At 70.2% G+C, this 24,388-nt stretch carries 29 protein-coding genes, 2 tRNA genes and 1 pseudogene; 13 read left to right on the forward strand and 19 right to left on the reverse strand.

Annotated elements, in window-relative coordinates:
• The first annotated feature begins 26 nt into the window (after nt 1–26).
• The 4 genes from ABZ215_RS28295 to ABZ215_RS28310 are packed head-to-tail and all read left to right on the forward strand — an operon-like array spanning nt 27 to nt 2,851.
• Nucleotides 27–488, forward strand: a complete 462-nt coding sequence (locus ABZ215_RS28295; RefSeq protein WP_354952899.1) for a VOC family protein — start codon at nt 27–29, stop codon at nt 486–488.
• 35 nt (nt 489–523) lie between these two features.
• A complete protein-coding gene (locus ABZ215_RS28300; protein ID WP_354952901.1) occupies nt 524–1,435 on the forward strand; it encodes a pyridoxamine 5'-phosphate oxidase family protein in 912 nt (303 codons plus the stop codon).
• Nucleotides 1,436–1,445: 10 nt separating this feature from the next.
• Nucleotides 1,446–1,658: a ferredoxin gene (locus ABZ215_RS28305; RefSeq protein WP_020423296.1), complete on the forward strand. Its 213-nt coding sequence runs from the start codon at nt 1,446–1,448 to the stop codon at nt 1,656–1,658.
• A complete protein-coding gene (locus tag ABZ215_RS28310) occupies nt 1,655–2,851 on the forward strand; it encodes an FAD/NAD(P)-binding oxidoreductase (protein WP_354952903.1) in 1,197 nt (398 codons plus the stop codon). Before ABZ215_RS28305 ends, ABZ215_RS28310 begins: the two co-directional genes overlap by 4 nt.
• A gap of 122 nt (nt 2,852–2,973) precedes the next feature.
• Here ABZ215_RS28310 and ABZ215_RS28315 read toward each other — a convergent pair whose 3' ends face one another.
• Complete coding sequence (locus tag ABZ215_RS28315) at nt 2,974–3,642, reverse strand: QsdR family transcriptional regulator (protein WP_354712499.1); 669 nt, start codon at nt 3,640–3,642, stop codon at nt 2,974–2,976.
• Between the two features lie 124 nt (nt 3,643–3,766).
• Between ABZ215_RS28315 and ABZ215_RS28320 the strand changes: the two genes are divergently transcribed.
• Nucleotides 3,767–4,783: an alpha/beta fold hydrolase gene (locus ABZ215_RS28320; protein ID WP_354952905.1), complete on the forward strand. Its 1,017-nt coding sequence runs from the start codon at nt 3,767–3,769 to the stop codon at nt 4,781–4,783.
• Nucleotides 4,784–4,828: 45 nt separating this feature from the next.
• On the opposite strand, the gene ABZ215_RS28325 is transcribed toward ABZ215_RS28320, so the two are convergent.
• Both ABZ215_RS28325 and ABZ215_RS28330 read right to left on the reverse strand, forming a co-directional pair.
• Complete coding sequence (locus ABZ215_RS28325) at nt 4,829–6,217, reverse strand: aldehyde dehydrogenase family protein (RefSeq protein WP_354952907.1); 1,389 nt, start codon at nt 6,215–6,217, stop codon at nt 4,829–4,831.
• 58 nt (nt 6,218–6,275) lie between these two features.
• On the reverse strand, nt 6,276–6,809 hold the full coding sequence (locus tag ABZ215_RS28330) for a DUF1360 domain-containing protein (RefSeq protein ID WP_354952909.1): 534 nt from the start codon (nt 6,807–6,809) through the stop codon (nt 6,276–6,278).
• An 85-nt stretch (nt 6,810–6,894) separates the two neighbouring features.
• On the opposite strand from ABZ215_RS28330, the gene ABZ215_RS28335 reads away from it, so the two are divergent.
• Nucleotides 6,895–7,350, forward strand: coding sequence for a GNAT family N-acetyltransferase (locus tag ABZ215_RS28335; RefSeq protein WP_237339515.1), 456 nt, complete (start codon nt 6,895–6,897; stop codon nt 7,348–7,350).
• A gap of 4 nt (nt 7,351–7,354) precedes the next feature.
• On the opposite strand, the gene ABZ215_RS28340 is transcribed toward ABZ215_RS28335, so the two are convergent.
• A complete protein-coding gene (locus ABZ215_RS28340; protein WP_354952933.1) occupies nt 7,355–8,446 on the reverse strand; it encodes a serine/threonine-protein kinase in 1,092 nt (363 codons plus the stop codon).
• Nucleotides 8,447–8,533: 87 nt separating this feature from the next.
• On the opposite strand from ABZ215_RS28340, the gene ABZ215_RS28345 reads away from it, so the two are divergent.
• A complete protein-coding gene (locus tag ABZ215_RS28345) occupies nt 8,534–9,493 on the forward strand; it encodes an ATP-dependent DNA ligase (protein ID WP_020423288.1) in 960 nt (319 codons plus the stop codon).
• Nucleotides 9,494–9,754: 261 nt separating this feature from the next.
• Here the strand turns inward: ABZ215_RS28345 and ABZ215_RS28350 are convergent, their stop codons facing one another.
• The 8 genes from ABZ215_RS28350 to ABZ215_RS28385 form a co-directional block, all read right to left on the reverse strand.
• Nucleotides 9,755–9,910: a hypothetical protein gene (locus ABZ215_RS28350; protein WP_354952911.1), complete on the reverse strand. Its 156-nt coding sequence runs from the start codon at nt 9,908–9,910 to the stop codon at nt 9,755–9,757.
• An 85-nt stretch (nt 9,911–9,995) separates the two neighbouring features.
• Nucleotides 9,996–10,613, reverse strand: coding sequence for a flavin reductase family protein (locus ABZ215_RS28355; protein ID WP_354952913.1), 618 nt, complete (start codon nt 10,611–10,613; stop codon nt 9,996–9,998).
• Between the two features lie 41 nt (nt 10,614–10,654).
• Nucleotides 10,655–11,242: an ATP/GTP-binding protein gene (locus ABZ215_RS28360; RefSeq protein WP_354952915.1), complete on the reverse strand. Its 588-nt coding sequence runs from the start codon at nt 11,240–11,242 to the stop codon at nt 10,655–10,657.
• The gene (locus ABZ215_RS28365) at nt 11,223–11,585 is read right to left on the reverse strand and encodes a DUF742 domain-containing protein (protein WP_020418244.1); all 363 of its coding nucleotides are present in this window, start codon (nt 11,583–11,585) and stop codon (nt 11,223–11,225) included. Before ABZ215_RS28365 ends, ABZ215_RS28360 begins: the two co-directional genes overlap by 20 nt.
• Entirely contained in the window at nt 11,582–11,992 is a 411-nt protein-coding gene (locus ABZ215_RS28370) for a roadblock/LC7 domain-containing protein (protein ID WP_237339519.1), read from the reverse strand. The genes ABZ215_RS28365 and ABZ215_RS28370 overlap by 4 nt, the downstream gene beginning before the upstream one ends.
• 17 nt (nt 11,993–12,009) lie before the next feature.
• The gene (locus ABZ215_RS28375; protein ID WP_354952917.1) at nt 12,010–14,250 is read right to left on the reverse strand and encodes an ATP-binding protein; all 2,241 of its coding nucleotides are present in this window, start codon (nt 14,248–14,250) and stop codon (nt 12,010–12,012) included.
• Between the two features lie 40 nt (nt 14,251–14,290).
• A complete protein-coding gene (locus tag ABZ215_RS28380; protein WP_354952919.1) occupies nt 14,291–15,019 on the reverse strand; it encodes an MHYT domain-containing protein in 729 nt (242 codons plus the stop codon).
• 282 nt (nt 15,020–15,301) lie between these two features.
• A tRNA-Pro gene (locus ABZ215_RS28385) sits at nt 15,302–15,378 on the reverse strand.
• Nucleotides 15,379–15,460: 82 nt separating this feature from the next.
• On the opposite strand from ABZ215_RS28385, the gene ABZ215_RS28390 reads away from it, so the two are divergent.
• A tRNA-Gly gene (locus ABZ215_RS28390) sits at nt 15,461–15,531 on the forward strand.
• Between the two features lie 91 nt (nt 15,532–15,622).
• Here the strand turns inward: ABZ215_RS28390 and ABZ215_RS28395 are convergent.
• Genes ABZ215_RS28395 through ABZ215_RS28405 form a run of 3 tightly spaced genes read right to left on the reverse strand, consistent with a single transcriptional unit; the run spans nt 15,623 to nt 17,989 of the window.
• Nucleotides 15,623–15,886: a hypothetical protein gene (locus ABZ215_RS28395; protein WP_354952921.1), complete on the reverse strand. Its 264-nt coding sequence runs from the start codon at nt 15,884–15,886 to the stop codon at nt 15,623–15,625.
• A 13-nt stretch (nt 15,887–15,899) separates the two neighbouring features.
• A complete protein-coding gene (locus ABZ215_RS28400) occupies nt 15,900–16,856 on the reverse strand; it encodes a hypothetical protein (protein WP_354952935.1) in 957 nt (318 codons plus the stop codon).
• Nucleotides 16,856–17,989, reverse strand: coding sequence for a DUF262 domain-containing protein (locus ABZ215_RS28405; protein WP_354952923.1), 1,134 nt, complete (start codon nt 17,987–17,989; stop codon nt 16,856–16,858). The genes ABZ215_RS28400 and ABZ215_RS28405 overlap by 1 nt, the downstream gene beginning before the upstream one ends.
• Before the next feature lie 292 nt (nt 17,990–18,281).
• On the opposite strand from ABZ215_RS28405, the gene ABZ215_RS28410 reads away from it, so the two are divergent.
• Together ABZ215_RS28410 and ABZ215_RS28415 are read left to right on the forward strand one after the other, a co-directional pair.
• On the forward strand, nt 18,282–18,917 hold the full coding sequence (locus ABZ215_RS28410; protein WP_354952925.1) for a YdcF family protein: 636 nt from the start codon (nt 18,282–18,284) through the stop codon (nt 18,915–18,917).
• Between the two features lie 11 nt (nt 18,918–18,928).
• Nucleotides 18,929–19,402: an NUDIX hydrolase gene (locus ABZ215_RS28415; RefSeq protein WP_354952927.1), complete on the forward strand. Its 474-nt coding sequence runs from the start codon at nt 18,929–18,931 to the stop codon at nt 19,400–19,402.
• A 286-nt stretch (nt 19,403–19,688) separates the two neighbouring features.
• Here the strand turns inward: ABZ215_RS28415 and ABZ215_RS28420 are convergent, their stop codons facing one another.
• Nucleotides 19,689–20,135, reverse strand: coding sequence for a nuclear transport factor 2 family protein (locus ABZ215_RS28420; protein ID WP_237339522.1), 447 nt, complete (start codon nt 20,133–20,135; stop codon nt 19,689–19,691).
• An 11-nt stretch (nt 20,136–20,146) separates the two neighbouring features.
• Nucleotides 20,147–21,016, reverse strand: coding sequence for an LLM class F420-dependent oxidoreductase (locus ABZ215_RS28425; protein ID WP_020418226.1), 870 nt, complete (start codon nt 21,014–21,016; stop codon nt 20,147–20,149).
• An 85-nt stretch (nt 21,017–21,101) separates the two neighbouring features.
• On the opposite strand from ABZ215_RS28425, the gene ABZ215_RS28430 reads away from it, so the two are divergent.
• Together ABZ215_RS28430 and ABZ215_RS28435 are read left to right on the forward strand one after the other, a co-directional pair.
• Entirely contained in the window at nt 21,102–21,887 is a 786-nt protein-coding gene (locus tag ABZ215_RS28430) for a methyltransferase domain-containing protein (protein WP_354952929.1), read from the forward strand.
• A gap of 45 nt (nt 21,888–21,932) precedes the next feature.
• Entirely contained in the window at nt 21,933–22,718 is a 786-nt protein-coding gene (locus tag ABZ215_RS28435) for a hypothetical protein (protein WP_354714533.1), read from the forward strand.
• Nucleotides 22,719–22,763: 45 nt separating this feature from the next.
• Here ABZ215_RS28435 and ABZ215_RS28440 read toward each other — a convergent pair whose 3' ends face one another.
• Together ABZ215_RS28440 and ABZ215_RS28445 are read right to left on the reverse strand one after the other, a co-directional pair.
• Entirely contained in the window at nt 22,764–23,573 is an 810-nt protein-coding gene (locus tag ABZ215_RS28440) for a zinc finger domain-containing protein (RefSeq protein WP_354952931.1), read from the reverse strand.
• Complete coding sequence (locus ABZ215_RS28445) at nt 23,573–24,043, reverse strand: ribose-5-phosphate isomerase (RefSeq protein WP_017987650.1); 471 nt, start codon at nt 24,041–24,043, stop codon at nt 23,573–23,575. Before ABZ215_RS28445 ends, ABZ215_RS28440 begins: the two co-directional genes overlap by 1 nt.
• A 33-nt stretch (nt 24,044–24,076) precedes the next feature.
• Between ABZ215_RS28445 and ABZ215_RS28450 the strand changes: the two are divergent.
• Nucleotides 24,077–24,262: pseudogene (locus tag ABZ215_RS28450) on the forward strand (hypothetical protein); the annotation flags it as partial.
• Nucleotides 24,263–24,388: the final 126 nt, after the last annotated feature.

Genomic DNA, 24,388 nt, shown 5'->3' on the forward strand with positions numbered 1-24,388 from the left:
GTTAGACCCCATCGAGGAGGAAGCTCATGACCACTGCCACGATCAGCGCCGTTCAGACCGGCCACGTCGGTCTGAACGTGACGGACCTGGAGCGCGCGGTGCCGTTCTACACCCGGGTTTTCGGGTTCCAGGTGCAGGCGGAAGGCGGGAACGACGAGCGGCGCTGGGCTTTCCTGGGGCGCGACGGGCGGCTGGTGCTGACCCTGTGGCAGCAGAGCGAGACGCCGTTCCCGGCGTCCTCGGCCGGGCTGCACCACCTGTCCTTCCAGGTCGACTCGATCGACGAGGTGCGAGCGGCCGAGTCGGTGCTGCGCGAACTCGGTGCCGAGTTCCGCTACGACGGAGTGGTGCCGCACGGGGAAGGCATGAGCTCCGGCGGCATCTTCTTCACCGACCCGGACGGCATCCGCCTGGAGATCTACGCGCCGAGCGGCGCCGAGACCGCGGCCGCCCCCAGCGGCGAGGCGCCCACCTGCGGCTTCTTCTGATCCGCACCCTGATTCCGCGCTGAAAGGAGGCCGCTGTGGCGGTCGACGTCTACCACGAGGGTGAACGGGCCGCCCAGCGGCGCTCCGGCCTCCTCGACCAGGGCGGGTTCTCCGCCCGCGCGATCCAGCACGCGATCCCGGCGGTGGCCCGGGATTTCCTCGCCCGGCAGGTCATGCTCGTGCTCGGCGCCACCGACGCCGAGGGCCGGGTCTGGGCCACACTCCTGTCCGGACCGCCGGGGTTCCTGCGGGCCGAGGACGACACCACGCTCGCCGTCGCGGCGCTCCCGGCGCCCGGCGACCCGTTGCGCTCCCGGCTCGGCGAACCCGCACCGGTGGGCATGCTCGCGATCGAGGCGTCCTCCCGGCGCCGCATGCGGATGAACGGCCGCAGCACACCGGTCGCCGGCGGCTTGCGGGTCGCGCTCGAGCAGGTCTACGCGAACTGCCCGAAGTACATCCAGAAGCGGGAACCGCACCCGGAGCAGGCCGCGCCCGGCGAACCGGTCACCTCGTCCGCCCTGTCGCCGGACCAGCGGGAACTCCTCAGCCGCGCCGACACGTTCTTCGTCGCCACCGCCGACCGGGACGGCGACGCCGACGCTTCGCACCGCGGCGGCAACCCAGGCTTCGTCCAGGTGCTGTCCGACACCACGCTGCGCTGGCCGGACTACGTCGGCAATGCCATGTTCAACACGCTGGGCAACCTGGAGGTCAACCCGGCCGCCGGACTGTTGTTCCAGGACTGGGCCACGGGCACGACCCTGCAGCTCACCGGATCGGCGCGCACCGACTGGGGGCCGGCCGCGGCCGGCTCCCTGCCGGGGGCGCAACGGGTCGTCGACTTCACCGTCAGCGCCGTGGTCGAGATTCCCAGCGCCAGTCGCCTCCGCTGGAGCGCACCTGCCTTCTCCCGCTTCAACCCTCCCCTCCCCACTGCCTCATAGGACGGTCACGGTGCAAGTACACGTCGACCTCGCGGTGTGCCAGAGCCACGGCCAATGTGTCTTCGGCGCGCCGGACGTCTTCTCCTTCGACGACGACGACCAGCTCCGCTATTCGCCCTCCCCACCGGAAGAACGGCGTGCGGACGTGATCCGGGCGGCGTCCGCCTGCCCGGTGCGCGCCATCACCGTCGGCCCGTCCGGCAGCGGAAGACCGGCGGCATGACCGCCGGTGACGCGGGCATCGTGGTGGTGGGTGCGTCCCTGGCGGGCCAGCGCGCGTGCGCCGCACTCCGCCGCCACGGCTACCGGGGGCGCCTGACCGTCGTCGGCGCCGAGCCGCATCTCCCCTACGACCGGCCACCGCTGTCCAAGGAGCTCCTCGCCGCGACCGCGGACGAGTCCGCGGCGGCACTGCCGGCCGCCGGGCTCGGGATCGATTGGGTGCTCGGACGGCGAGCCCGCCGGCCGGACGTGCCGGGCCGCACCGTCGAACTGGACGGCGGCGACGTCCTGCCCTACACGGGCCTGGTCGTCGCCACCGGCGCCGCGCCGAACCCCTGGCCGGGAACGCATCCGCCGGAAGTCGGGGTGTTCCGCACGCTGGACGACGCCCGGGCCCTGCGGCACCGGCTCGGCGGCGGCGATCACCTGCTGGTCGTCGGGGCCGGTTTCCTCGGTGGTGAACTGGCCGCCGCCGCCCGGGGCCGGGGGACGTCCGTCGAACTGGTCGAAGCGCAGCCGCAGCCGCTGCGCTCCGCACTGGGGCCGGTCGCCGGCGAGTTCGTCGCGGCACTGCACCGCGCGGCCGGGGTGTCCCTGCGGACGGGCACGCGGGTCGGCTCGTTCACCGGTGGCCACCGGCTGACCGGCGCGATCCTGTCGGACGGCACCCGGGTGGCGGCCGATCTCGCGGTGGTGGCACTGGGCGCGTCGCCGCGCACCGGATGGCTCGACGGCGCGGGCCTGCGCATCGACCGCGGTCTCGTCTGCGACCACCACGCACGAGCGCTCGGCATCGACGGGACGCCGGTGCCGGGCATCGTGGTGGCGGGAGACGTGGCCCGGTGGCCACACCCGTGGGCGGAGCCGGACGGCGCCGTGCTCGGCCACTGGACACACGCGGTCGAACAGGCCGAGGTGGCCGCCCGGACCCTGCTCGACCCGGCCCATCCCGCCACCTACCGCCCGGTGCCGTCGTTCTGGTCCGACCTCTACGGCGTCCGGCTCCGCGCCGTGGGTTTCCCCGCGTTCGCCGACACCGTCGAGGTCCACGAAAACGACCCGGACGGCGGCAGACTCGACATCGCCTACCGGCGGGATGGCGAGCTGGTGGGCGCGCTGACCGGCAACCGCCCCGGCCGGCTGGCCGCCTACCGCGCCCAGCTGGCCGAGGCTCTCGGCCGCGTGCCTGCCTGACCGGCCCGACCGGGGGACCATCCGATGTGGACGGCCTTCGTGACGGTCATCCCGTCGACCGGCGAGGCGCGCGACGGCCGGTGTCGCTGAAGCCGCGCGAATCAGCGTAGGCCGTTGTCCACTCAGGACTGGGCCGGGCCGAGCAGAGCCGCGACGGCGGCGGCCGCCTTGGCCGCGTCGGGTTCCTCACCGACGATCAGATCGGCGTAGATGAACGACTCCGCGATGCGGGTCATCACGTACGCCGTGTCGTGCGCGGGCAGCGGCAGCCGCAGACCGGAATCGGCCTCCTCGGCGCGGAGCAGCCCTTCGAACAGCGCGATCACGCGGGTCTGGTGCACACCGGCCCGGGTGGTGAGCAGCCGCAGCGCGCGGTCGCGCTCCCGGCGGAGGTAGGCCCGGAAGAACCCGGCGTCGATGATGGCACCGCTGAAGGCGTGGAACACCGACACGACCCGGGCCACCCCGGTCCCCTCGGCGCCGCGGACGGCGCCCTGCCAGGTCGGCAGGCACAGCGACCAGATCACCTCGGACAGCAACTCGTCGCGGTTGCCCACCCAGCGGAACAGGGTCGCCCGGTCGACCCCGAGTTCCGCGGCCAGCGCCCCCATGTCGACCCGCTCACCGGCGAGGAAGGTGCGGCGCGCGGCCCGCAGAGCCTGGCGCGGCCCGGCGTGACGACTCTCCTGTCCCGCGTAGAGCTCGCGGGACAGCCTGGTGAACGGCTCCCGGCGCGCGGACTCCAGCGCCGCGTCCGACGCCAGCCTGCTCCAGGACACGTCTGTGCTCACACCGGCACTCTACGTCGAGGGGACGCGGTCTGCAACATTTCTGAATGTGTTGCACCGACGTCGGCGCACGGTTATCGTTCCCGGCACCCCAAGTGGATCCGATGTGGACAGAAAGGCAGCAACGATGCGCCTTCACCGTGTTCTCGCGGCGGCAGCCCTGATCGCCGCAGCCATCGCCGTGCCGGCGCCCGCGGCCGCCGCACCGTCCTTCGCACCGGTGGACCGCCCCGGACCGGAGCTCACCGTGCCCGCCGCGGAGCTGGCGAAGAGCATCACCTGCACGGCGAACGCCGCCGTGGCGACCGAAGACGTGGTGCTCTTCGTGCCCGGCACGACCCTGACCCCCCAGCAGGACTTCGGCTGGAACTGGTTCCGGGCGCTGGACCGGCTCGGCAGGCCCTACTGCGCGGTGACCCTGCCGGACCAGGCGATGTCCGACGCCCAGGTCTCCGCCGAGTACGTGGTCAACGCGATCCGGCACGTGCACCGGATCAGCGGACGCCAGGTCGACGTCGTCGGCCACAGCCAGGGCGGCACCGAACCCCGCTTCGCGCTGCGGTTCTGGCCCGACCTGCGGCCGATGGTCGACGACTACGTCGGACTCGGGGCGACCAACCACGGCAGCGTCGTGATCAACGCGATGTGCCCGCCGGTCCTCGGATGCGCACCCGCGCTGTGGCAGCAGACGCTGAACTCGGCCTACACCAGGGCGATGAACTCCGGTCAGGAAACCTTCCCTGGCATCTCCTACACGGCGGTCTACACCCGCACCGACGAGTTCGTCCAGCCCAACCTCGACGACAGCGGCACCACCAGCCTCCGTGGCGGGGGCGGGCGGATCGCTAACGTGGCCGTCCAGGACGTGTGCCCGGCGAACGTGGCCGGGGAGCACCTCGCCGTCGGCACCTACGACCCGACGGCGTACGCGATCGCGATGGACGCCCTGACGCATCCCGGTCCGGCCGACCCCGCACGCGTGCCCCGCGAAACGTGCGGACAGCTGTTCATGCCCGGAGTCGATCCAGTGCGGTTCGCGACCGACTACGCGGCGCTGACCGGTGTGATCGCCGAGCAGCTCGCCCTGCACGGCCGGGTGCCGGCGGAGCCGCCGCTCAAGCCGTACGTCTTCGCCACCCGCTGACACGCGTTCCGGTCCCGCCCCCGGGGAGAGGGCGGGACCGGACGTTCACGCCCGGCCGCCGGACGGTCCGATGTGGACGACCTTCGTCACGGTCATCTCGTCGAGCAGCTCGGGCCCGTAGCCGAACCCCTCGCCGCTGGCCTTGCGCGGGTGGGCCGCCCCGGCGGGCGCGCCGCCGAAGACGTTGTTCACCTTCACCGTCCCGACGGGCAGTTCCCGCCACGCCCGCTGCGCGTGCGCCATCGACTCGGTCAGCACCGTCGCGGTGAGGCCGTACCGGTCGTCGGCCGCCTCTTCCAGCGCCTGGTCGAAGCTGTCCACCACGCGCACCGGCGCGACCGGCCCGAACGTCTCCTCGCTCAGCACCCGCATCGACGGCGTGCACCCGGCCAGCACGGTCGCCGGGTAGTGCGCGCCCGGTCCGTCCGGCAACGTCCCGCCCGCCAGCAGCGACGCGCCCTGCGCCACCGCGTCCTCGACGTGCGAGTGCACGTGCTCGCGCTGCCGTTCGTCCACCAGCGGCGCCATCGGCACCTCGGACGGTCGCTTGCGCGCCTCCGCCACCAGCGCGTCCAGGAACTCGTCGGCCACCGACCGGTGCACGTAGATCCGCTCCACCGACACGCAGATCTGCCCGGCGTTCGCGAACGCCCCCAGCGCGGCCTGCCCGGCCGCCCACTTCGGATCCACACCGGCGTCGACGATCAGCGCGTCGTTGCCGCCGTTCTCCAGCAGCACCTTCGCCCCGGTCCGGGCCGCGGCCACCGCCACCGAACGGCCGGTCGCCGTGCTGCCGACGTGCGCGATCACGTCGACGTCGGCGGACTCCGCGAGCTGCGCGCCCACCCGGCCGTCGCCGTCCACGCAGACCAGCACGTTCGCGGGCAGGTGCCGCGCGATCAGCTCGGTCAGCATCCGCCCGACGTGCGGGCACCGCTCGCTCGGCTTGTGCACGACGACGTTGCCCGTCGCCAGCGCCGCGCCGATCAGCCCGCACGCGACCGCGACCGGGTCGTTCCACGGCGTCAGCGCCACCACGAGGCCCCGCGGCCCGGGCACCATCAGGTCCGTCGCGTCCCAGCCGCCCTGCAGGCTGCGCCCGCGGTGGGCGGGCCCCAGCTCCGCGTACTGCTCCAGGGTCCCCGCGCCGGCGAGGACACCTTCGCGTGCCTCGTCCGGCAGCTTGCCGGTCTCGCGGTTGTTCATCGCGGCCAGCTCGTCGGCCCGCTCGCGCAGCTCGGCCGCCGCGGCCTTCACCGCGGCAGCCCGCTCCCCCGCCGCGGTCCGCGCCCAGCCCGCGAACGCCGCCCGCGCCGCGCGCACCGCCTCGTCGACCTCTTCCGCAGTCGCGCTCGGCACGCGTCCCACCAGCTCGCCGCTCGCGGGGTCGCGGACCTCGATGGCCGCGTCTTCCCGGGTCATCAGCTCAGTCATCGCACCTCCTGTCCGCGGTGCGAGTACCCCTGCTCCTCCTCCGCGACACCCGGCGGGCTCAGCCCTTGGCGATCTGCTGCGCCTTCGCGTAGGCCAGCTGCAGGAAATCGGCGCCGGTCAGCGCGGCCATCGCCGCCACGACCAGACGCGTGACCCGGGGCGCGAAGACGTGGCCGACGGTGAACCCGGTCACCACCCACATGTCGAGGCAGAACGGGCAGCTCAGCAGCTCGCCGAGGCTGTGCCGCAGCCCGGAGGGCTTGCGCACCTCCTCCATCACCTCGGCCGGCCCGCCGGCGTCAGCGTATCGGGTGAACGGGGCGCGCAAGGGGCTGGTGACGGCGTCCTTGCTGATCGTGCGCGCCAGTTTGTGGGTACCCATCGCCATCAGGGCGATGTCGGACACCCGCAGGTCACGGGGCAACTTCCGGCCGGTGAGCAGAGCCGCGAGCACCGCCGTCGCCACGAGCGAGGTGTACACGAGCATGACGACGAGATAGCCGCCCAGCGGACGGTCGTGGTTCCCCCGGTAGGCGTCGGCCTCCGCGCGACCCGCGGCGGCGAGGTCCCGGAGTCCGGCGTGCTGCGCCATACGCTCTCCTGATACTCGGCTGTTCGTGCGGCCACCGGGTACCCCCGAGGCCCACGGGCAACCGCCCGGCCGCGAAGGAGGAGAAATGCCGCACAAGTACCTCTTCCGACGCGCGACGCCCGACGACGCCGACGCGATCCGGGAACTCGTCCACGCCGCGTACGCGAAGTGGGTGGACCTCATCCGGCGCGAACCCCTGCCGATGCGCACGGACTACCGGCAGGCCGTCACCGCCCACCACATCGACCTGCTCTACGACGACGACCAGCTGGTCGCGTTGATCGAGATGATCCCGGCGGTGGACCACCTGCTGATCGAGAACGTCGCCGTGCGGCCGTCCGCGCAGGGCGCCGGTTACGGGCGACTGCTGATGCGGCATGCCGACCTGCTGGCCCAGTCGATGGGCCTGCCCGGCGTACGGCTCTACACGAACGCCCTGTTCACCGAGAACATCCGCTTCTACCGGCGGCTGGGTTACCGGGTGGACCGCGAGGAGCCGTTCCTCGACGGCGCGCTGGTGCACATGAGCAAGGCGGTCTGACGCCTCACTTGTCCTTGCCGGGCTTCTTGTCCGGCCCCTTGCCCTTGTCCTGGCCCTTGCCCTTGTCGTCCTTCCGGCCCTTCGCGGGAGCGGGAGCCTCCTCGCTCTGGCTCGCCGGAGCGGTTTTCGCCACCGGAGCGGGTGTTTCGCTCGTCACCGGCGGTGCGGCCACCGGCGCGGGGGCCGGCGCGGTGGGTGCGGGCACCGAGGCCGGAGCCTCCGTGGTGGAGCCGTTCAGCAGGGTGAACGCCATCGCGGCCGCGGCCGCCACGCCGGTGATCCCGGCGGCGACACCGAGGCGCCGCTTCGGCTTCAGCGGCACCAGCGGCCGGGTGACCCCGCCGAGCACGGCCGCCACCTCGCGCGCCGTCGGCCGCCCCTGCGGGTCCCGGTTCCCCATGCGCCGCAACAGGTCCGCGAAGTGCGGTGGCAGGCCCTCCGGCACCGCGGGCGGGCGCAGCAGGCGCGCCACCGCGGACTCGGTCAGCGACCCGGGGTACTCGCGCCGCCCGGACAGGCATTCCAGCAGCACCAGCCCGAGCGAGTAGACGTCCGCGGCCGGCCCGACCGGTTCCCCGCGCACCTGCTCGGGCGCCATGTACGCGGCGGTGCCCACGACGGTGCCGGTGGTGGTGAAGCGGGTGCTGTCGTGGCCCTGCGCGATGCCGAAGTCACCGAGCACCGCCCCGTCCGGCCCGAGCAGGATGTTGGCGGGCTTGACGTCGCGGTGCGTGATGCCGGCGTGGTGCACGTAGGCCAGCGCGTCCGCCAGCCGCGCGCCCAGCTCGATCGTCTCGTCCACCGCCAGCGGCCCCTCGGCGATGCGGTCCGCGAGCGTCGGGCCGTGCACCAGCCGCATCACGAAGAACGCGCGCCCGTCGCACACGCCGGAGTCGTACAGCGGCACCAGAGCCGGGTGCCGCAACCGGTCCAGGATGCGGAACTCCTGCGCCTGCCGCCGCTGCTGGGCGGGTGTCGAGCCGGCGTGGAAGAGCTTGATCGCGACTTCGCGTTCGGCGACGCGGTCCCACGCGCGGTGCACGTCGGCACTGCCACCGCCACCGATCCGCTCCTCGAGCCGGTACCGCTCACCCATGTCCACGGGGAATCGCTACCCCTGCGCGGGTGGCGGCAAACCCGGCCAGGGGTGGCCTGGACGACACGGATCGGCAAGAGTGGGGCCATGAGCAGCGCAGAGGTGCGGGACGGCGTGTCGTTGACGAACCTCGACCAGTCACTGTTCGCCGATGCCGGCGCCACGAAGCGCGATCTGGTCGACTACCTGGACGCGGTCGCCGACCGGATGATCGCGGCGCTGCGGGACCGTCCGCTGTCGGTCGTGCGGGTGCTGCGCGGCCAGGACGCGTTCATGCAGAAGAACCTGCCGAAGTACACGCCGGAGTGGGTGCCGCGGGTGAGCATGTGGGCCGAAAGCTCGCACCGGCAGGTGACCTACGCCCTGTGCGACGACCGCCGCACGCTCCTGTGGTTCGGCAACCAGCGGGCGATCGAGTACCACCCGACGCTGGGCCTCGCCGGGCACCTGGACCAGCCGACGCACCTGGTGCTCGACCTGGATCCGCCGGAGGGCTCGGCGGCCTTCGACCTGGCGGTGCGCGCGGCCCACCTGGTGCGCCGCGCGCTGGACGACTGCGGTCTGGCCGGCGCGGTGAAGACCAGCGGTTCCAAGGGGGTGCACATCTTCGTGCCGGTGCGCGGCGCCGACGCGGAGCAGGCCGCCGCGGCCACCCGGGCGCTGGCCGCGCGGGCCGAGGCGCTCGACCCGGAACTGGCGACGACGGCGTTCATCCGCGAGGACCGCGAGGGCAAGGTCTTCCTCGACTCGACCCGCGCGGGTGGCGCTACGGTCGTGTCGGTCTACAGCCCGCGGGTGCGGCCCGGTCTGCCGGTGTCGTTCCCGGTGCCGTGGAGCGACCTGGACAACGTGCACCCCGGCGACTTCACCCTGCGGGAGGCCCTGCGGCTGCTGGACTCGGGCGACCCGTGGACCGAGTCGCTGCCGGACCCGCAGGAGCTGCCGGAGGAGCTGGTCGAGCACGGCCGCACCATCCCGATCGCCCGCGTGCAGGCGATGCACGAGGGCAAACGCCGGGCCCGCGCCCGCCGCGAGCAGGGCTCCTGACTGTGGTGACTCGGGCGCGCTGATCCTGCCCGCCGCTCACCTGCCGCGGCTGCTCCCGCCGCCCGGGCGCTGGCTGCCACGCTGCCCCTGCCCCGAGCCGCAGCCCGGCCACCCAGCGCCAGCCACCACTGCTGCCCGTCCCCCGAACGGCAGCCCGGCCACCCATTCACAAGCCGCCACGCTGCCGCCCCTCCCCCGAGCAGCAGCCCGGCCACCTAGTCGCAGGCCCCGCCCTCCCCCGCGCAGCAGCCCGGCCACCAGTCACAAGCCGCCACGCTGCCGCCGCTCCCGGAACGGCAGCCCCACCATCCAGCCGCAGTCCGCCACGCAGCCGCCGCTCGCTCCCCGGAACGACAGCCCCACCACCCAGCCGCAGGCTGCGGCCCCGGCGACCCCGCGCAGCCACAAACCCCCCATACAGCCGCCCCTCCCCCAAGCAACAGCCCCACAAAGCCGCCCCTCCCCCAAACAGCAACCCCACCACCCAGGCCGCCCCAGCCACCTAGCGCGGCGTCTCCGAGCGGAAGCTGTGCCCCAGCTCCGGCCCGAGACCGAAGTAGTGCCGGAAGTTGTAGATCAGCGGCCTCCACGCGCCGGGGTCCACGTGCTGCGTCCCCGGCACCACCAGCCGCGGATCGCAGTGCACGCGCAGCACCTCCGCCTGCACCACCACGACCCCGCCGCCGCAGCCCTCCCCCACCTCGGCCACCCGCGCCTCCAGCGCGATCGGGCAGTCCGCCACCCGCGGCGGCCGGACCAGGTCCGAGTCCACGGGCCGCAGCCCGGCCGCCGCGAACTTGTCCGGCTCGTGCCGGAACGTGCCGCGTTTGTGCGCGGGCACCGGGTCCGCGCCGGTGAGCGGGGCCAGCCGCTCCACCGCCCGCCACTGCTCCGGGCCCGGCAGGTTGACCACGACGTCCCGGCGCGCGCGGAGGTTGGCCGCCGTGTGCGAGGCGGCGGACAGCCCCAGCACGACCACGTGGCCCAGCGCCCAAGCCGAGGACATCGGCGCGAGGTTGGCGCTGCCGTCGGCGTTCTCGGTCGACAGCAGCACCACGGGGGTGCCGAAGTACAGGATCTTCGGGTCGATCACGACGTGCTCGTCCGTTGCGGTGTTCACGCCGCCACGCTAGGAACCGGTCGTGTCGGTCCCGGCCGAACTCAGCGGTGCCTGCCGCGTCGCACCTGCTCCACCAGCGCGATCAGCACTTCCTTGGCCGACTCCCGGTTCCGCGCGTCGCACAGCACCACCGGGATGCCGGGGTCGAGGTCGAGCGCCGCCGCGACCTGGTTCGCGCGGTACTGGCGGGATCCGGCGAAGCAGTTCACCGCCACCACGAACGGTGTCTCCCGCCGCTCGAAGTAGTCGACCGCCGGGAAGCAGTCTTCGAGGCGGCGCGTGTCGGCGATGACGACCGCGCCGAGCGCGCCCTGCGCGATGTCGTCCCAGAAGAACCAGAACCGGTCCTGCCCCGGCGTGCCGAACAGGTACAGCGCGAGGTGCTCGTCGAACGTGATCCGGCCGAAGTCGATGGCGACCGTAGTGGTCGTCTTCTGCTCCACGCCCTCGGCGTCGTCGATCTCGGCACCGGCCTCGGTCAGGTACTCCTCCGTGCGCAACGGCTGGATTTCGCTGACGGCCCAGACCATCGTGGTCTTGCCCGCGCCGAAACCACCCGCGATGAGGATCTTCAACGCGGTGAAGGGTTTCGCAGGCGCGGGCAGTGGTTCAGAGCGCACGGAGTCCATTCAGCACTTCCCTCAGGATGCGATCGGTCGGCCCGGTGGCGGCCGGCGCCGGGCGGGTCACCTCGATGTGCCCGCCGTTCAGCAGGTCCGCCAGCAGCACCCGCGTGACGTTGAGCGGCAGGTTCGCGCGGGCCGCGATCTCCGCGACCGACAGCGTGTGCGCCTGGCACAGCTGGAGGATCACCGCCTGCTCGGGGCTCAAGGTGAGGTCGTGCTCGGGCCGCGTGCGGGCGGAGACGAGCGCGATGATGTCCAGGAAGTCGGCGGACGGCCGGGCCCGGCCCCTGGTCAGCGCGTACAGGCGGACCATGGGGCCGGACTCGTCGCCGTACCAGTCGCTCACGTGCCTGTCCGGTCCAGCCGCGGTGCGGTGTACATGTGCTCACCCACCTGCGAGACGAGCCGCGCCATCTCGTAAGCGACCAGTCCGATGTCCGTGCCTGCCTCGGCGAACACCGACAGGCAGGTCCCGCCGCCCGCCGCGATGACGAACAGGAACCCGCCGTCGAGCTCGACCATCGTCTGCCGGACCGCGCCGGCGTCGAACTGCCTGCCCGCGCCCTTCGCGAGGCTGTTCAGGGCCGACGACACCGCGGCGAGGTGCTCGCTCTCCTCGCGGGTCATCCCCGTCGAAGTGGCCATCGCCAGGCCGTCGTTGGACAGCAGCAGCGCGTTCCGGACCCGTGGCGCGTTGCCCACCAGCTCGTCCAGCAGCCAGGCGAGCTCCCTGCTGTTATCGGTGGTGTCCACCGCTACCCCTCTCGTCGTCATCCGTTGCGTCCGCGGGTGAATCCCTGCTGCAGGGCGGACATGGTGGCGCGGGCCTCGTCGGGCGACGTCCGCGGCGCCGCGGCTTCGTCCTGCGCGGATTCACGCAACCCGGGAGCGAGGTGCGCCTGTCGTTTGCGGCGCGGCAGACCGCCGGTTTCGTCGTCCTCGGCGACCACCGGTTCTGGCCGCGGCGGAGCCGGCGGGCGCGGCGGCGGACGGTGCCGTCCGTTGTCCCGTTCCCGGGCCGGCTCGGGGCGCCGCGCCGGGCGCGACCGGGCCGTGGGGACCTCGGCGTCGGCGGGCGTGGCCTCGGCGCGGGTGAGCAGCGCGGTCGGCAGCAGCACGACCGCGGTCGTGCCGCCGTAGGCCGAGCGCCGCAGCGTGACGGTGATGCCCTGGCGCCGGGCCAGGCGGCTGATCACGTAGAAACCGAGCTGCTCACCGTCGAACAGGTCGAGCTGGTGCGCCTCGGCGATCCGCCGGTTGGCCTCGGCCAGCCGCTCCGGGCCCATGCCGAGGCCGCGGTCCTCGATCTCCACGACGAACCCGGCGCCGACGGCCTCGCCGTGCACCAGGACCGTGGTGTTCGGCGGGGAGAACGAGGTGGCGTTCTCGACCAGCTCGGCGATCATGTGGGTGAGGTCGGCGACGGCGGCGCCCTGGACGCCGACGTCGGCCATCCGGTGCACCTCGACGCGCTGGAACTCCTCGACCTCGGCGACGGCCGCGCGGACGACGGTCATCAGCGGGACGGGTTTGCTCCACACGCGGCCGGGGGCGGCGCCGGACATGATGATCAGCCCTTCGGCATGGCGGCGCATGCGCGCGGCGAGGTGGTCGAGGCGGAAGAGGTCCTCCAGCTCGGCGGGTTCCTCGGTGCGCCGTTCCATCGTGTCGAGCAGGCTGAGCTGGCGGTGCACGAGCGACTGGCTGCGCCGGGCGAGCGTGACGAACACACCGGACACGCCGGTGAGCAGCTCCGCGCGTTCCGCGGCGGCGGTCAGGGCGGCGCGCTGCACGGCGTGGAGCGCGGCGCCGACCTGGCCGATCTCGCCGTCGCTCGGCGGCACCACCGGCACGTCGGCGTCCGGGTCGATCTTCTCGCCGGCCCGCAGCCTGCGCATCGCGCGCGGGAGCCGCCGGTTGGCCAGTTCGAGGGCCGAGTCGCGCAGGCCGACCAGCTCGATCACCAGGCCGCGCCCGATCCGCACGGAGATCAGCAGGGCGAGCAGCACGGCGGCGAGTCCCAGCAGGACGGTCACCGCGCTTTCGGTGAGGGCCGCGCTGCGCGCGTCGTCCGCTTCGGCGGCGGCCTCGGTCGCGGCCTCCGAGCGGACGGCGGCGAGGTCGCGCGTGACCGCGTCGAGCGAGGAGGCCCACTGGCCGGAGGTGACGGTCGCGGCGAGGGCGCGGCCCGCGGTGTCGGCCTGCACGGTGTTCTGCACGTCGGTGAGGGCGCGGTAGGAGTCGCTGGACGTGATGTCGCGGAGGGCTTCCCGCTGGGCGTCCGGCAGGTCGGACAGCAGACCGGCGGTGAGGACGCGTTGCCCGCCGAGCGCGTCGACGAAGGCGCGGTAGGTCTCGGCGTTCGCGCGCCCGGCGGCCGCGGCGCGGGCCGCGGCGTCCTGCCGGGCGAGCATCTCCCCGACGCGGCCGAGGGCGGGCACGGCCAGGGCGACCGGGATGTCGTGGACGTCGGCGAGGGCGGCCTCGACCGCGAAGGCCGTGTCGATGGCGTCGGAGTAGGCGTCGAAGGTGGCGCGCCAGTCGGCCTGGCGGGCGGTCACCGCGCCTTGGGCGCTGCCCAGCCTGGTCACGTCGGCGACGAGGTCGCCGAGGCGGCGGTCCAGGTCGGGCGCGAGGCCGGCGAGGTCGGCGGCGACCAGGGTCACGCCGTCGCGCAGCGTCGTGAGCGCGGCGCGGGTCTGGGCGTACCGCTGCTCCAGCGCGGGCAGGTCACCGGAGCCGGCGAGGTGGGCGGCGACGACCGCGCGTTCGGCCTGCAGGCCGGTGACCAGGTCGGCGACCGGGGCGGTCAGGTGGGTGTCGAACTTCTCGACCTGACGCTGGTTCCAGGCGGTCTGCACGGCCGAGACCGTGGCGAGGCCCCACAGGACCATCAGCGAGACCACCGGCACCATCAGCAGCGCGACGATCTTCGCGCGGACGGACCGCGGCGTCAGGCGGTCGACGAGCCGGGGGGCCGGCGAAATGCGGGCATGCTTTTCTCGGCGCACGGCCATGGTTCTCCAATTGCGGAATTCGTTCGCGATTCGCTCAGGTCGTCAGTTCTTTTTGCGGACCCGGGGAAAGCGCGACGAACGCGGAGGTCAGAAAGAGGTAGGAACCCAGCACGACGGTGAGCGGGAACACGAACTGCATGGGGGTGGCGCCACTGGTCACGGAATGCCCGGCGTGCACTTCGACGCTGACCGCCGCCATTCCGGTGTAGTGCATGGCGCTGACGGCGACGCCCATCACGAGTGACGCCCCCACCGCGGCGGCCTTGCCGTGGATGTTGAGGGTGGCCCAGAGCGCGGCGGTCGCGGCGGCGACCGCGATCGCGACGGACAGCGTGACGACGCCGGGGTCGTAGGAGACGTTGCCGGACAGCCGCATGGCGGCCATGCCGATGTAGTGCATCGCGGCGACGCCCAGGCCGGCGACGGCGCCGCCGACGAGCACGGCGAGGGTCTTGGAAGCGAGGTAGCCCACGGCGAACACGCCGATGCCGACGACCGCGATTGCGACCAGGAGGCTGAGCACCGTGAGCGGGACGTCGTACCGGATCTCGCTGCCCGTGACGCCGAACCCCATCATCGCGATGAAGTGCATGGTCCAGATCCCGGTGCCGATGGCCATGGCGCCGTTGACGAGCCAGTGGCGGCGGGAACGGCCGGTCGCGGAAAGCGCTCGCACCATGCAGCGGAGACCGAGTGCGCTTCCCACGCACGCCATGACGTACGACAGAACGGGCGCGATCCAGCCGAACGTCAATTCCGTCATCGAGCCCATTCTGTCCTTCGTTCACCGTTGGAAAAAAGCACCACCCCCAGGTCTGCTGGAGGACAGTAAGTGAAGGAGGAGGAAATCTCAACGGTACTGCGAAGTAGGTAACCGAGGTAAACACTTGACGCGGCGCACTGAGGTTCTGTTCATGCCTCACGAAAATCGTGTTGAACACAATTAAGGATGGCGGTGACGAAAAATAAGCGCCTGCCGGACGCGGTGCCCGCCGCCGGACACGACTCCGGCCGGCCGCCACACGGGCGACCGGCCGGTTGATGGTGGTCGGGATGACAGGATTTGAACCTGCGACCCTCCGCTCCCAAAGCGGATGCGCTACCAAGCTGCGCCACATCCCGGTTCGCCCCAGGGCCGGGGCGGTGCGATCACTCTAGCGCGAGCCGCTAGACTCGCAGACGCGCCCGTACGATGCGGGTGCATGCGGGCGTAGCTCAATGGTAGAGCCCCAGTCTTCCAAACTGGTGGTGCGGGTTCGATTCCCGTCGCCCGCTCTCACTGTCTTCGCAGGTCAAGCTATGCAACGAGCGGCGGTCCTCGGTCCTGAGGGCCGCCGCTCGCTGTTGTCGTGCCATTACCGTGCCACTAGCTCCCGCCCTGCCGGTACCGCTCGACCCGCGCGTTGAGCTCGTCGGCGATCTGCCGGTCACGGGCACTCGTCGCGTGCTGGTAGATCAGCGCCGCCCGCGCCGTGCTCTGCCCCATCCGCTGCATCAGCTCCCGCGTGGTCGCGCCGGCCTCCGCCGCCATCTGGTTGCCGGTGTGGCGGAGATCATGGAAGTGGAACCCTTCGGGCAGTCCGGCCTTGACGGCGAACTCCGCCAGCTCAGGAGATCCACCGGTTAGCACTCCAAGGTCGCTGTCAGGACGATGTTTTAAACCTGTTACCGTCCGGCAGCATATGCTCCCGAGAGAGGAACGACTCAAGCTCTGTTGATACCAGAATCTTCCTGTCCTTGATCCGGTTCCGCATTTGCACCGAGCGCTCACGCAGCAAGATGCCAATTACCTTGTCAATCGCATTCAACGGGATAGCTTGAACGATGTCTTGATTTCGAGAAGCAAATTCAAGCAAGTCGCCAGGCGCCGCGTCGGCAATTCTAAGGAGCTGCTCGATAGTTATCGCAAATCTTCGTAGGTCGGTCGGCAGATCGTCGGATGACCAGATTTCTCGGCACTGCTCAATAATTTCGTTTCGCTTGTCGAAGAGTTCATAACCGGGCTCCTCTTCGATCTCAACAACGTTCTCCATATTTTCAAGTACCGAGTCTACGATCTCCAACAGTCCACGCAAACGACCGTCTAGCCGATGCGCCTGCCACGAGAATCGATGCCCTTTGTAGATCACGTCGTGCACCGACTCTTGCAAGGCGTGTTGAATGTACGTCGTAAACTGCACTTCGCATCTCACCCAATGCAGTGACCGATGCCTTTTGAGGTACTCCTCGGGAAGAGTAAGCACCAAATGTGGTTGTCGATACTGAAACTCATAGGGCTTAGCGACCTCGTCGTTCTTGCTTGAAACGACAGGAAACGAGTCGTTGACGAGCTCCACAGCTTGCCGAACGTGTGAAGGATGGAGAAATATCGCGCGGGCAGCAACAAGGTCCTCAATCTCCCGCAACTCACCGTAGCCGCCCTTCTGAATCTTCTCGTAAGTCGAAAAAGGCGCCTTGATCCGCATTTGAATCGCCACTGGATTCAATTCTTCAAGGCAGCCAAATAGCCTCGAATGCACATGCTCTTGAGCTTGCTCCAACGCCGGCCGCAACTTTTCGAAGGACGCTGCGAATTCCAGAGGGATTCGATGATGCGACATCACTGCCCTAATATTGCACTAGAGATGACTACTGCCCTGGCTTCTCGGTTAGCTTTCTTATTAGACCCCTGTATCGCCGCGAACAAATACCTTTTTGCACGCTCAGTCCGCTGTTCAGTCAACTCGTCGTTCAACTTCCGCAAGTTAAGCGCAGCAGACTCGATGTCGATAGCGTTCCCGTCGCGGACAATCTGCGAAACAGCCGCCCAAAGCGAGTAAAAATCAGCAACGTTCGAGAATCGTGTTGACTTCAACGGAAATATCTCAGAGATCGCCTCGAGCGCCTTCCTCGTGCCGGCAAAGTTCCGATCAGCCTCTTGCTCACCGATGATCTCTAGATCGTTTTGCGCATATACTTCGTCTAGGTAATCTTTGCCCTCCTGAACCCCCATCATTGAGATTGCATAGAACTCCGAGACATACTCGACGTCCGACATTCTGCGAATTCGCGCAGGTGTCACCAAACCAACTTCAGTCCAGAATTCATCCTCGGCGAGAGCCTCGATCTTTTTGATGAAGGCTCCATCATACTTGGCATGCCGAAGTTCCTGTTTCGTGAGGCGCGCTACGTTGCGATTTAGGCGATCGAAGGCTTGATTCAGCTCAGCGGTTGATGCTTGCTTGATACTTTCGACAGTGAACACGTATTCTAGGATCGAGGTTTGAACGTTCTCGTCCAACCCCGAGAAGTATTTGTTTCCTAAGCCAAGGTCATCGAGACTGTCCGACGTTGTGAACTTGTCATCGTAAAATTCAAACAGGGCCGTAAGGCGCTGCTTACCATCTATAACGTGATATTTCGTCGGCCTTTGGGGCGCGAATTCGACTTGCAGGAATATACTAGGAGCAGGGTAGTTTCTAACCACCGAGTCGATAAAGAACTCTTGGTACTGTCGATTCCAAACGCTTCGCCTCTGATATGGAGGATCTAGATCGAGCACTTTGGAGGATCGGAGATCGAGGAACCAGCTGGCCGTTTGCATATTTGTACTACGACTCAGTCTTGTTGGATATTCAGCCAATGTGACGTCCTGCCGGGATGCACAACCGGTAGCGGTGTGTGACTTATTATTGCCTTGTGGGATAGAGTAAAGAGTGCTGATGGGCATGCCCAGCGGCCCGGTGTCCGCCACGCATGAGGAGTTCATTAGCAAGTGGCGTCAATGGCGCGCACGTAACGATCAGCGATATACCGAGAGGGCTAGCCACTCGAGAATGGTGTCAACTTCCGGCCGACTGCATATCCCACCCCCTCAAAGCAGCTAAGTTGAACGTCGTTCGCGTTAGGGCTAACGTTACCGTTTCTCGGTTACGAAATGATCACCATCGGGCGCTTCGCCGGGCCGTGGGAAACTCAGACCTAGCTTGGCAGCGCATGCGACGCCAATAGAGTCTTCGTCGCCCGAGATCGGCTTTGATGGGACTGTGGACGACCACCTGCGCGCCGACGTCGAGACGCTCTGGCGCTACCACCACTTGGACCACGAGCCGCGGCGGACGGATGTCGGGGTGGGGCTCGGGAGTCATGACCTGGGGGTCGCCGACCACACCGCCGAGCTGTACCACGCCGGCCGGTTCCCGCTGGTCGTCTTCACCGGCGCCAACGCGCCCACCACGGTCGACCTGTTCCCGCGCGGTGAGGCCGTCCACTTCGGCGAGCACGCTCGAGCCCGCGGCGTGCCGGCGGCGGCCATCCGGCTCGAGACCCGCGCCACCAACACCGGCGAGAACATCACCTTCACCCGCCGACTGCTCGCCGACCTCGACATCCGGTCCGTGACGCTCGTCTCGCGCCCCTACCAGCAGCGCCGCGCCTACGCGACCTGCCGCAAGCTGTGGCCCGACGTGGACGTCGTGTGCGCCGCTAAACCGCAAACGCTCGACGAGCACCTGCACACCATCAGCGACGAAGACCGGGTGATCAACATGCTGGTCGGCGACACGCAACGGATCACCCTCTACGCCGAGCGGGGTTTCGCGATCCCCCAACCCTTCCCGGCGAACGTCCACAGTGCCCTGCAGCGCCTCATAGCCGCGGGGTTCACCAAACGCCTGGTCTAGCCTCGCACCCCGTGGATCTGCTCCCCTTCGACGAGTACATCGCCGCCCTGCCCCGCAAGCGCATGGCGGCCGGCGTCCTGTTCCGCGACGACGCCGGGCGCGTGTTGCTCGTCGAACCCTCGTACAAGCCGTACTGGGACCTGCCGGGCGGCACCGTCGACGCCGAAGAGTCACCGTGGGCAGCCGCGACGCGAGAGGTCCGCGAAGAGCTCGGCATCGAGCGCCCCCGTGGCGATCTCCTCGTCATCGACCACCGCAAATCCGGGGATCGCCTGCCCGAGGGCCTCTACTTCGTCTTCGACGGCGGGCTCATCACCGAAGCCGAAGTCGCCGCCCTCACGCTCACCGATCCCGAGATCCTCTCGGCGCGCCTGTTCACCCGCGACGAGCTGCCCGCCAAGACCCGCCCGTCACTGGTCGCCCGGATCGACGCCGCCGTCGAAGCCCAGCGCGGTGGTCGCCCGGTCCTGCTGGACACCGAGTGACGACACGCATTCCCGGCACCGGGGCAGCTTTCGCCACGCGTGGGTTCTCTCGGACGGGATGCAGCGCCTCCCGCAGTTCGACCGCAGCCCGGTCCTCGGGTGGTAGTCGCGCGCCGGGGAGACCCAGTGGGTGGCTCCGGCGTCGCTGTCGGGGAGCCAGCCCCAGTAAACGCACAGTTCCAAAGGCGATCTGCCGTGCATGCGCGGCATCGTGGCGAACACCGGCACACGGCGAACACCAGCCACACCGCCGGTAACACACGGCTTACGAACGTGCGCCCACTGTTTACCCGCCCACCTGCCGCGCCGTCGCCATCGCCCGCTCCGTCTCCCAGAACGCCCGCATCGACCGGACCAGCCCGTCCTCGCCCACCCGGTACACGAACACGCCCTCGGTGTCGACGCGGTACCCGCCGGGCAGGTACGTCGTGATCGTCCCGACGTTCGCCACCTCGTCGCCGGCCGCGAACGAATCCTTGATCACGAACTCGAACCGCTCGACCTTCGCGATCGCCAGGTCCCAGAACGCCGCGATCCCCTCGTGGCCGTGGTGCCCGCGACCCTCCTCGTCGAACATCGACTTGCCGACCGGGTCCTCGATCACCGCGTCCGGCGCGAACAACGCCAGCCACTCGTCCTTCGCGCCGCGGCAGGTCGCGTTCATCGACCGCCACGCGGCGACCCGGGCCGGCGGCTGCTCGGCCTCGACGTCCCAGCACACCTGCACACCCATGACTCGCCCCCTCAGAACCGGGAAATGACCTCGTCGGCGAACTTGCGGATCGCGTCCTTCTTCGGTCCGACCGGATCGCCGAACCCGATGCCGTCGAACACCCACGGCTGCGTGACGATGTCGGTCACGCCGATCTCGGCCTGCTCGCGGTAGCCGTCCAGGCCGAACCGGTCGATGCACACCGCCTGGATCTCGAACGGCACGTCGGCCCGCCCGTACTCGGCACGCAGCTCCGCGAGCCGCGAGATCGTGGAGCGCAGGTCGTCGAACTTCATCATCGCCGAGGACCAGCCGTCACCGACTCGCGCGGCGCGCTTCAACGCCACCTCGGTGTGCCCGCCGATGTAGAACGGCACGTGCTCCGACGGCGCAGGACTCATCTGCAGCTTGTCGAAGTCGAAGAACTCGCCGTGGTACTCGACCATCCCGCCGTCCAGGATCAGCCGCAGCACCTCGATCGCCTCGTCCACGCGCTTGCCGCGCTTCGCGTACGGCGCGCCGCACCACTCGAACTCCTCCGGCGACCAGCCGACGCCCAGCCCGAGCCCGAACCGGTTGCCGGACAGTACCGCGACCGACCCGACCTGCCGCGCGAGCAGCACCGGGTTCCGCGAGCCGAGCTTGAGCACCGACGTGTAGAACTCGATCCGCTCCGTCACCGCGGCCATCGTCGCGACCGCCACCAGCGGGTCGGCCCACGGCGTGTCCGCGGTCCAGAACCGGCTGCCGTCCGGCGTGTACGGGTACTCGGCGGACACGTGCTCGGAGTAGAACAGCGAGTCCGGCAACGCGATCGAGGAGAAGCCGCACTCCTCGGCGGTGCGCGCTAGCTCGGTGAACTGGTCCAGGGGGTTCATCGCGACCGAGAGAGTGAACTTCATGCGACCAAGACTATAACGTGTTCTAGTTTTCGTCGAGAGCGGAACAGCTTGCGGCCGCGTTCCGCCAGCTCACAGACTGGTCACCGTGATCCAGGAATTCGCCGGCGACGTCGCCTCGGACTACGCCCGCTTCCGCCGCGGGTACCGGGCGGAGGTCTTCGACCTGCTGGCGGCGGAGTTCCCGCTCGGCCGGGTGCTCGACCTGGGCTGCGGCAACGGTCAGCTGACCGTGCCGATGGCCGCCAGGGCGGGCGCGGTGATCGGCATGGACCCCTCCCCCGACATGCTCGCGCACGCCCGCGCCGCCGAGGTCGGAAACGTCGTGTGGGTCGTCGGCGCGGACAGCGACGTGCCCGCGCTGGAGCCCCTGCTCGGCGCGGGCGGTCTCGATTTCGTCACCATCGGCCAGGCGCTGCACTGGATGGACCCCGGCCCGCTGTTCGCGGCGCTGTCCCGCCTGCTCCGGCCGGGCGGCGGCGTCGCGGTGATCGCCAACGGCACCCCGGTCTGGACGCAGCGCACCCGGTGGGCGACGGCGATCCGGCAGGTGTCCACCCGCTGGCTGGGCGCGCTGGACTTCCCCACCTGCGGCAGCAGCGACGCCGAGCGCGCGCGGTACCGGGACCTGCTCGAACGGGCCGGGTTCACGCGGGTGCGGGAACATCGCCTTGATCACACCGAGCGGCTCGGTCTCGACGAGGTCGTCGGCGCCTTCTACTCCGCGGGCGCGCTGGAAAAGCTCGACGCCGCAGGCCGGCGCGGTTTCGACGCCGACCTGCGGGCCGCGCTCCGCGAAGCCGAACCCGGCGGCGTCTTCACCGAGGAGGTGCCCGTGCGCGTCCTGTGCGCGAGCTGGGAACCATCGGCGTAGCGCCCGCGTTGTCCGGTTCAAGACACCGAACTTCCGGGAGTAGCCATGGGCACCACGATCACCGTGATCGTGCTCCTCGTCCTCATCGTGGGCGGCATCGCCTACTTCGCGAAGGCCCAGGCCGCCACGCGGCGACGCCAGCTCGACGACGCGAAGGCCGACGCCCGGCGCCTGGTCGAGCGCCTGGGTGGCCAGGTGCTGAACCTCGTGGGTTCGAACGAGCCGGCGAAGCAGGCACTGGCCGACGCGTCCGAGCGCTACAACGCGGCGGGCTCGCAGCTGGAGCAGGCGCAGACGGCCGAGCAGGCCAAGCTCGTCAAGGAGACCGCGCTCGAAGGGCTCTACTACGTGCGCGCGGCACGCGAGGCGATGGGCATGGACCCCGGCCCCAAGCTACCCGAGGAGGCCGAGCGCGAGCGCGCCGGCAAGGTCACCGAGCACCGCAGCGTGGACGTCGAGGGCAGGCACTACGAGGCGTCGCCGAACCCGGGCGACAACACGCCCTACTACTACCCGGGTGGCCGCGTGGCCGGGCGCCCGGTGCCGCAGGGCTGGTACAGCGAGCCGTGGTGGAAGCCGGCGCTCGTAGCGGGTGCGTGGGGCCTGGGCTCGATGTTCCTGTTCAGCGCGATGTTCAGCGGCATGGCAGGCATCGCCAGCGCCTCGGCGTGGGAGTCCGGCTACGACGCCGGCCAGGAGGACGCGATGGCCGACGCGGGAGCCGACGGCGGCGACATGGGTGACGCCGGCGGCGACGCGGGCGGGGACTTCGGCGGCGACATGGGCGGCGACTTCGGAGGCGACTTCGGCGGGGATTTCGGCGGCTTCTGACGCGTCACCACTCAGCGGGCCGGACACCACGTCCGGCCCGCTTTTTCACGCCGCCTGGCAGACCGGGCACCAGTAGAGGTTCCGCCCGGCCAGCTCGGTGTGGGCGATGGGCGTGCCGCAGATCAGGCACGGCTGGCCGGTGCGCCGGTAGACGTACACCTCGCCGCCGTGCCGGTCCTGCCGCGGCGCGCGGCCGGTGACCTCGGGCAGGTGCTCGTCGTCCACGGTGTCGATGCGGCCGATCCGCACGCCCTTGCGCATCAGCGCGACGAGGTCGGTCCACATCTCCTTCCACTGCACGTGGTCCAGCGCGCGGCCGGGCACCATCGGGTTGATGCGGTACCGGAACAGCACCTCCGCGCGGTACACGTTCCCGACGCCGGAGATGACCGACTGGTCCATCAGCAGCGCGGCGATCGACGTGCGGGACGCCGAGATCCGCTGCCACGCCTCGTCCGGACGGGCGTCGCGGCGCAGCGGGTCGGGGCCGAGGCGCGCCTTGATCGCGTCGACCTCGTCCGGAGTCAGCAGCTCGCACCGGGTGGGGCCGCGCAGGTCCGTCCAGTGCGTCCGGCCGGTCAGCCGCAGCCGGACCTGGCCCACCGGCGGGGTTTCCGGCAGTTTCGCCTCGGTGAACGTGCCGTACAGTCCCAAGTGGACGTGCACCGATCCGAGCGGGCCGAAGTCGTGGAACAGGTGTTTGCCGTAGGCCTCGGCCTTCAGCATGACCTGACCGTCCAAAAGGGCCGCCTCGCTCGCGAAGCGGCCCTGCGGACTGGAAACGCCCACCGGCGCGCCCGCGTACCGCCGCTGGTGCAGGCGGGCGAGCCGATGGAGGGTGTGCCCTTCGGGCATCAGGCAGGCAGCGGCGGCGGGGTGCCGGTGCGCTCGTAGTCGAGCATCTGCTGCACGCGGCGGCCGTGCCGCTCGTCCTCCGACGGCGGGGTCGACAGGAACGCGTCGACGATCGCGGTGGCTTCCTCGACGGTGTGCATGCGCGCACCGAGGCCGATGAGCTGCGCGTGGTTGTGCTGGCGGGCGAGCTCGGCGATCTCCGGCTTCCAGGCCAGCGCGGCCCGGGCGCCCTTCACCTTGTTCGCGGCGATCTGCTCGCCGTTGCCGGAACCGCCGATGACGATGCCCAGGCTGCCCTCGTCCGCCACCACTCGGCGGGCGGTCTCGATGCAGAAGGCCGGGTAGTCGTCGGCGGCGTCGTAGACGGCCGGGCCGATGTCGGTGACCTCGTGGCCCTGGCCCTTCAAGTACTCGACCAAGTGGTTCTTCAGCTCGAAGCCGGCGTGGTCTGATCCCAAGTAGACGCGCACGGGTGGAGTCTCGCATCCGGGTGGGACCCGGGCATGCTGGGGGGTGTGGACGCGTTCGCCCAGGACGGGCATGACCTGCGGTTGAGGTGGGGTGCGGAAGGGGTCGCCGGGCTGGGGCGGGAGTGCGCGGTGCTGATCGTCGTGGACGTCCTGTCGTTCAGCACGACGGTGGACCTGGTGACGGGCCGCGGCGGCCGGGTCCGTCCCCTGCGCTGGCGCGGTGGCCGGGTGCCGCGGGCGGGCGGCGGGCCCCGGGGCGCCGCGCCGGGCCCCCGCCCGCACCCCACCTCTGCCTCCCACAAATCTACTTAAAAATAAATAAAAACACAAAAAAAAAAAAAAAAA

The organism is Amycolatopsis sp. NPDC006131, assembly GCF_040614175.1.
In the GTDB taxonomy this organism is placed as follows: domain Bacteria; phylum Actinomycetota; class Actinomycetes; order Mycobacteriales; family Pseudonocardiaceae; genus Amycolatopsis_E; species Amycolatopsis_E tucumanensis.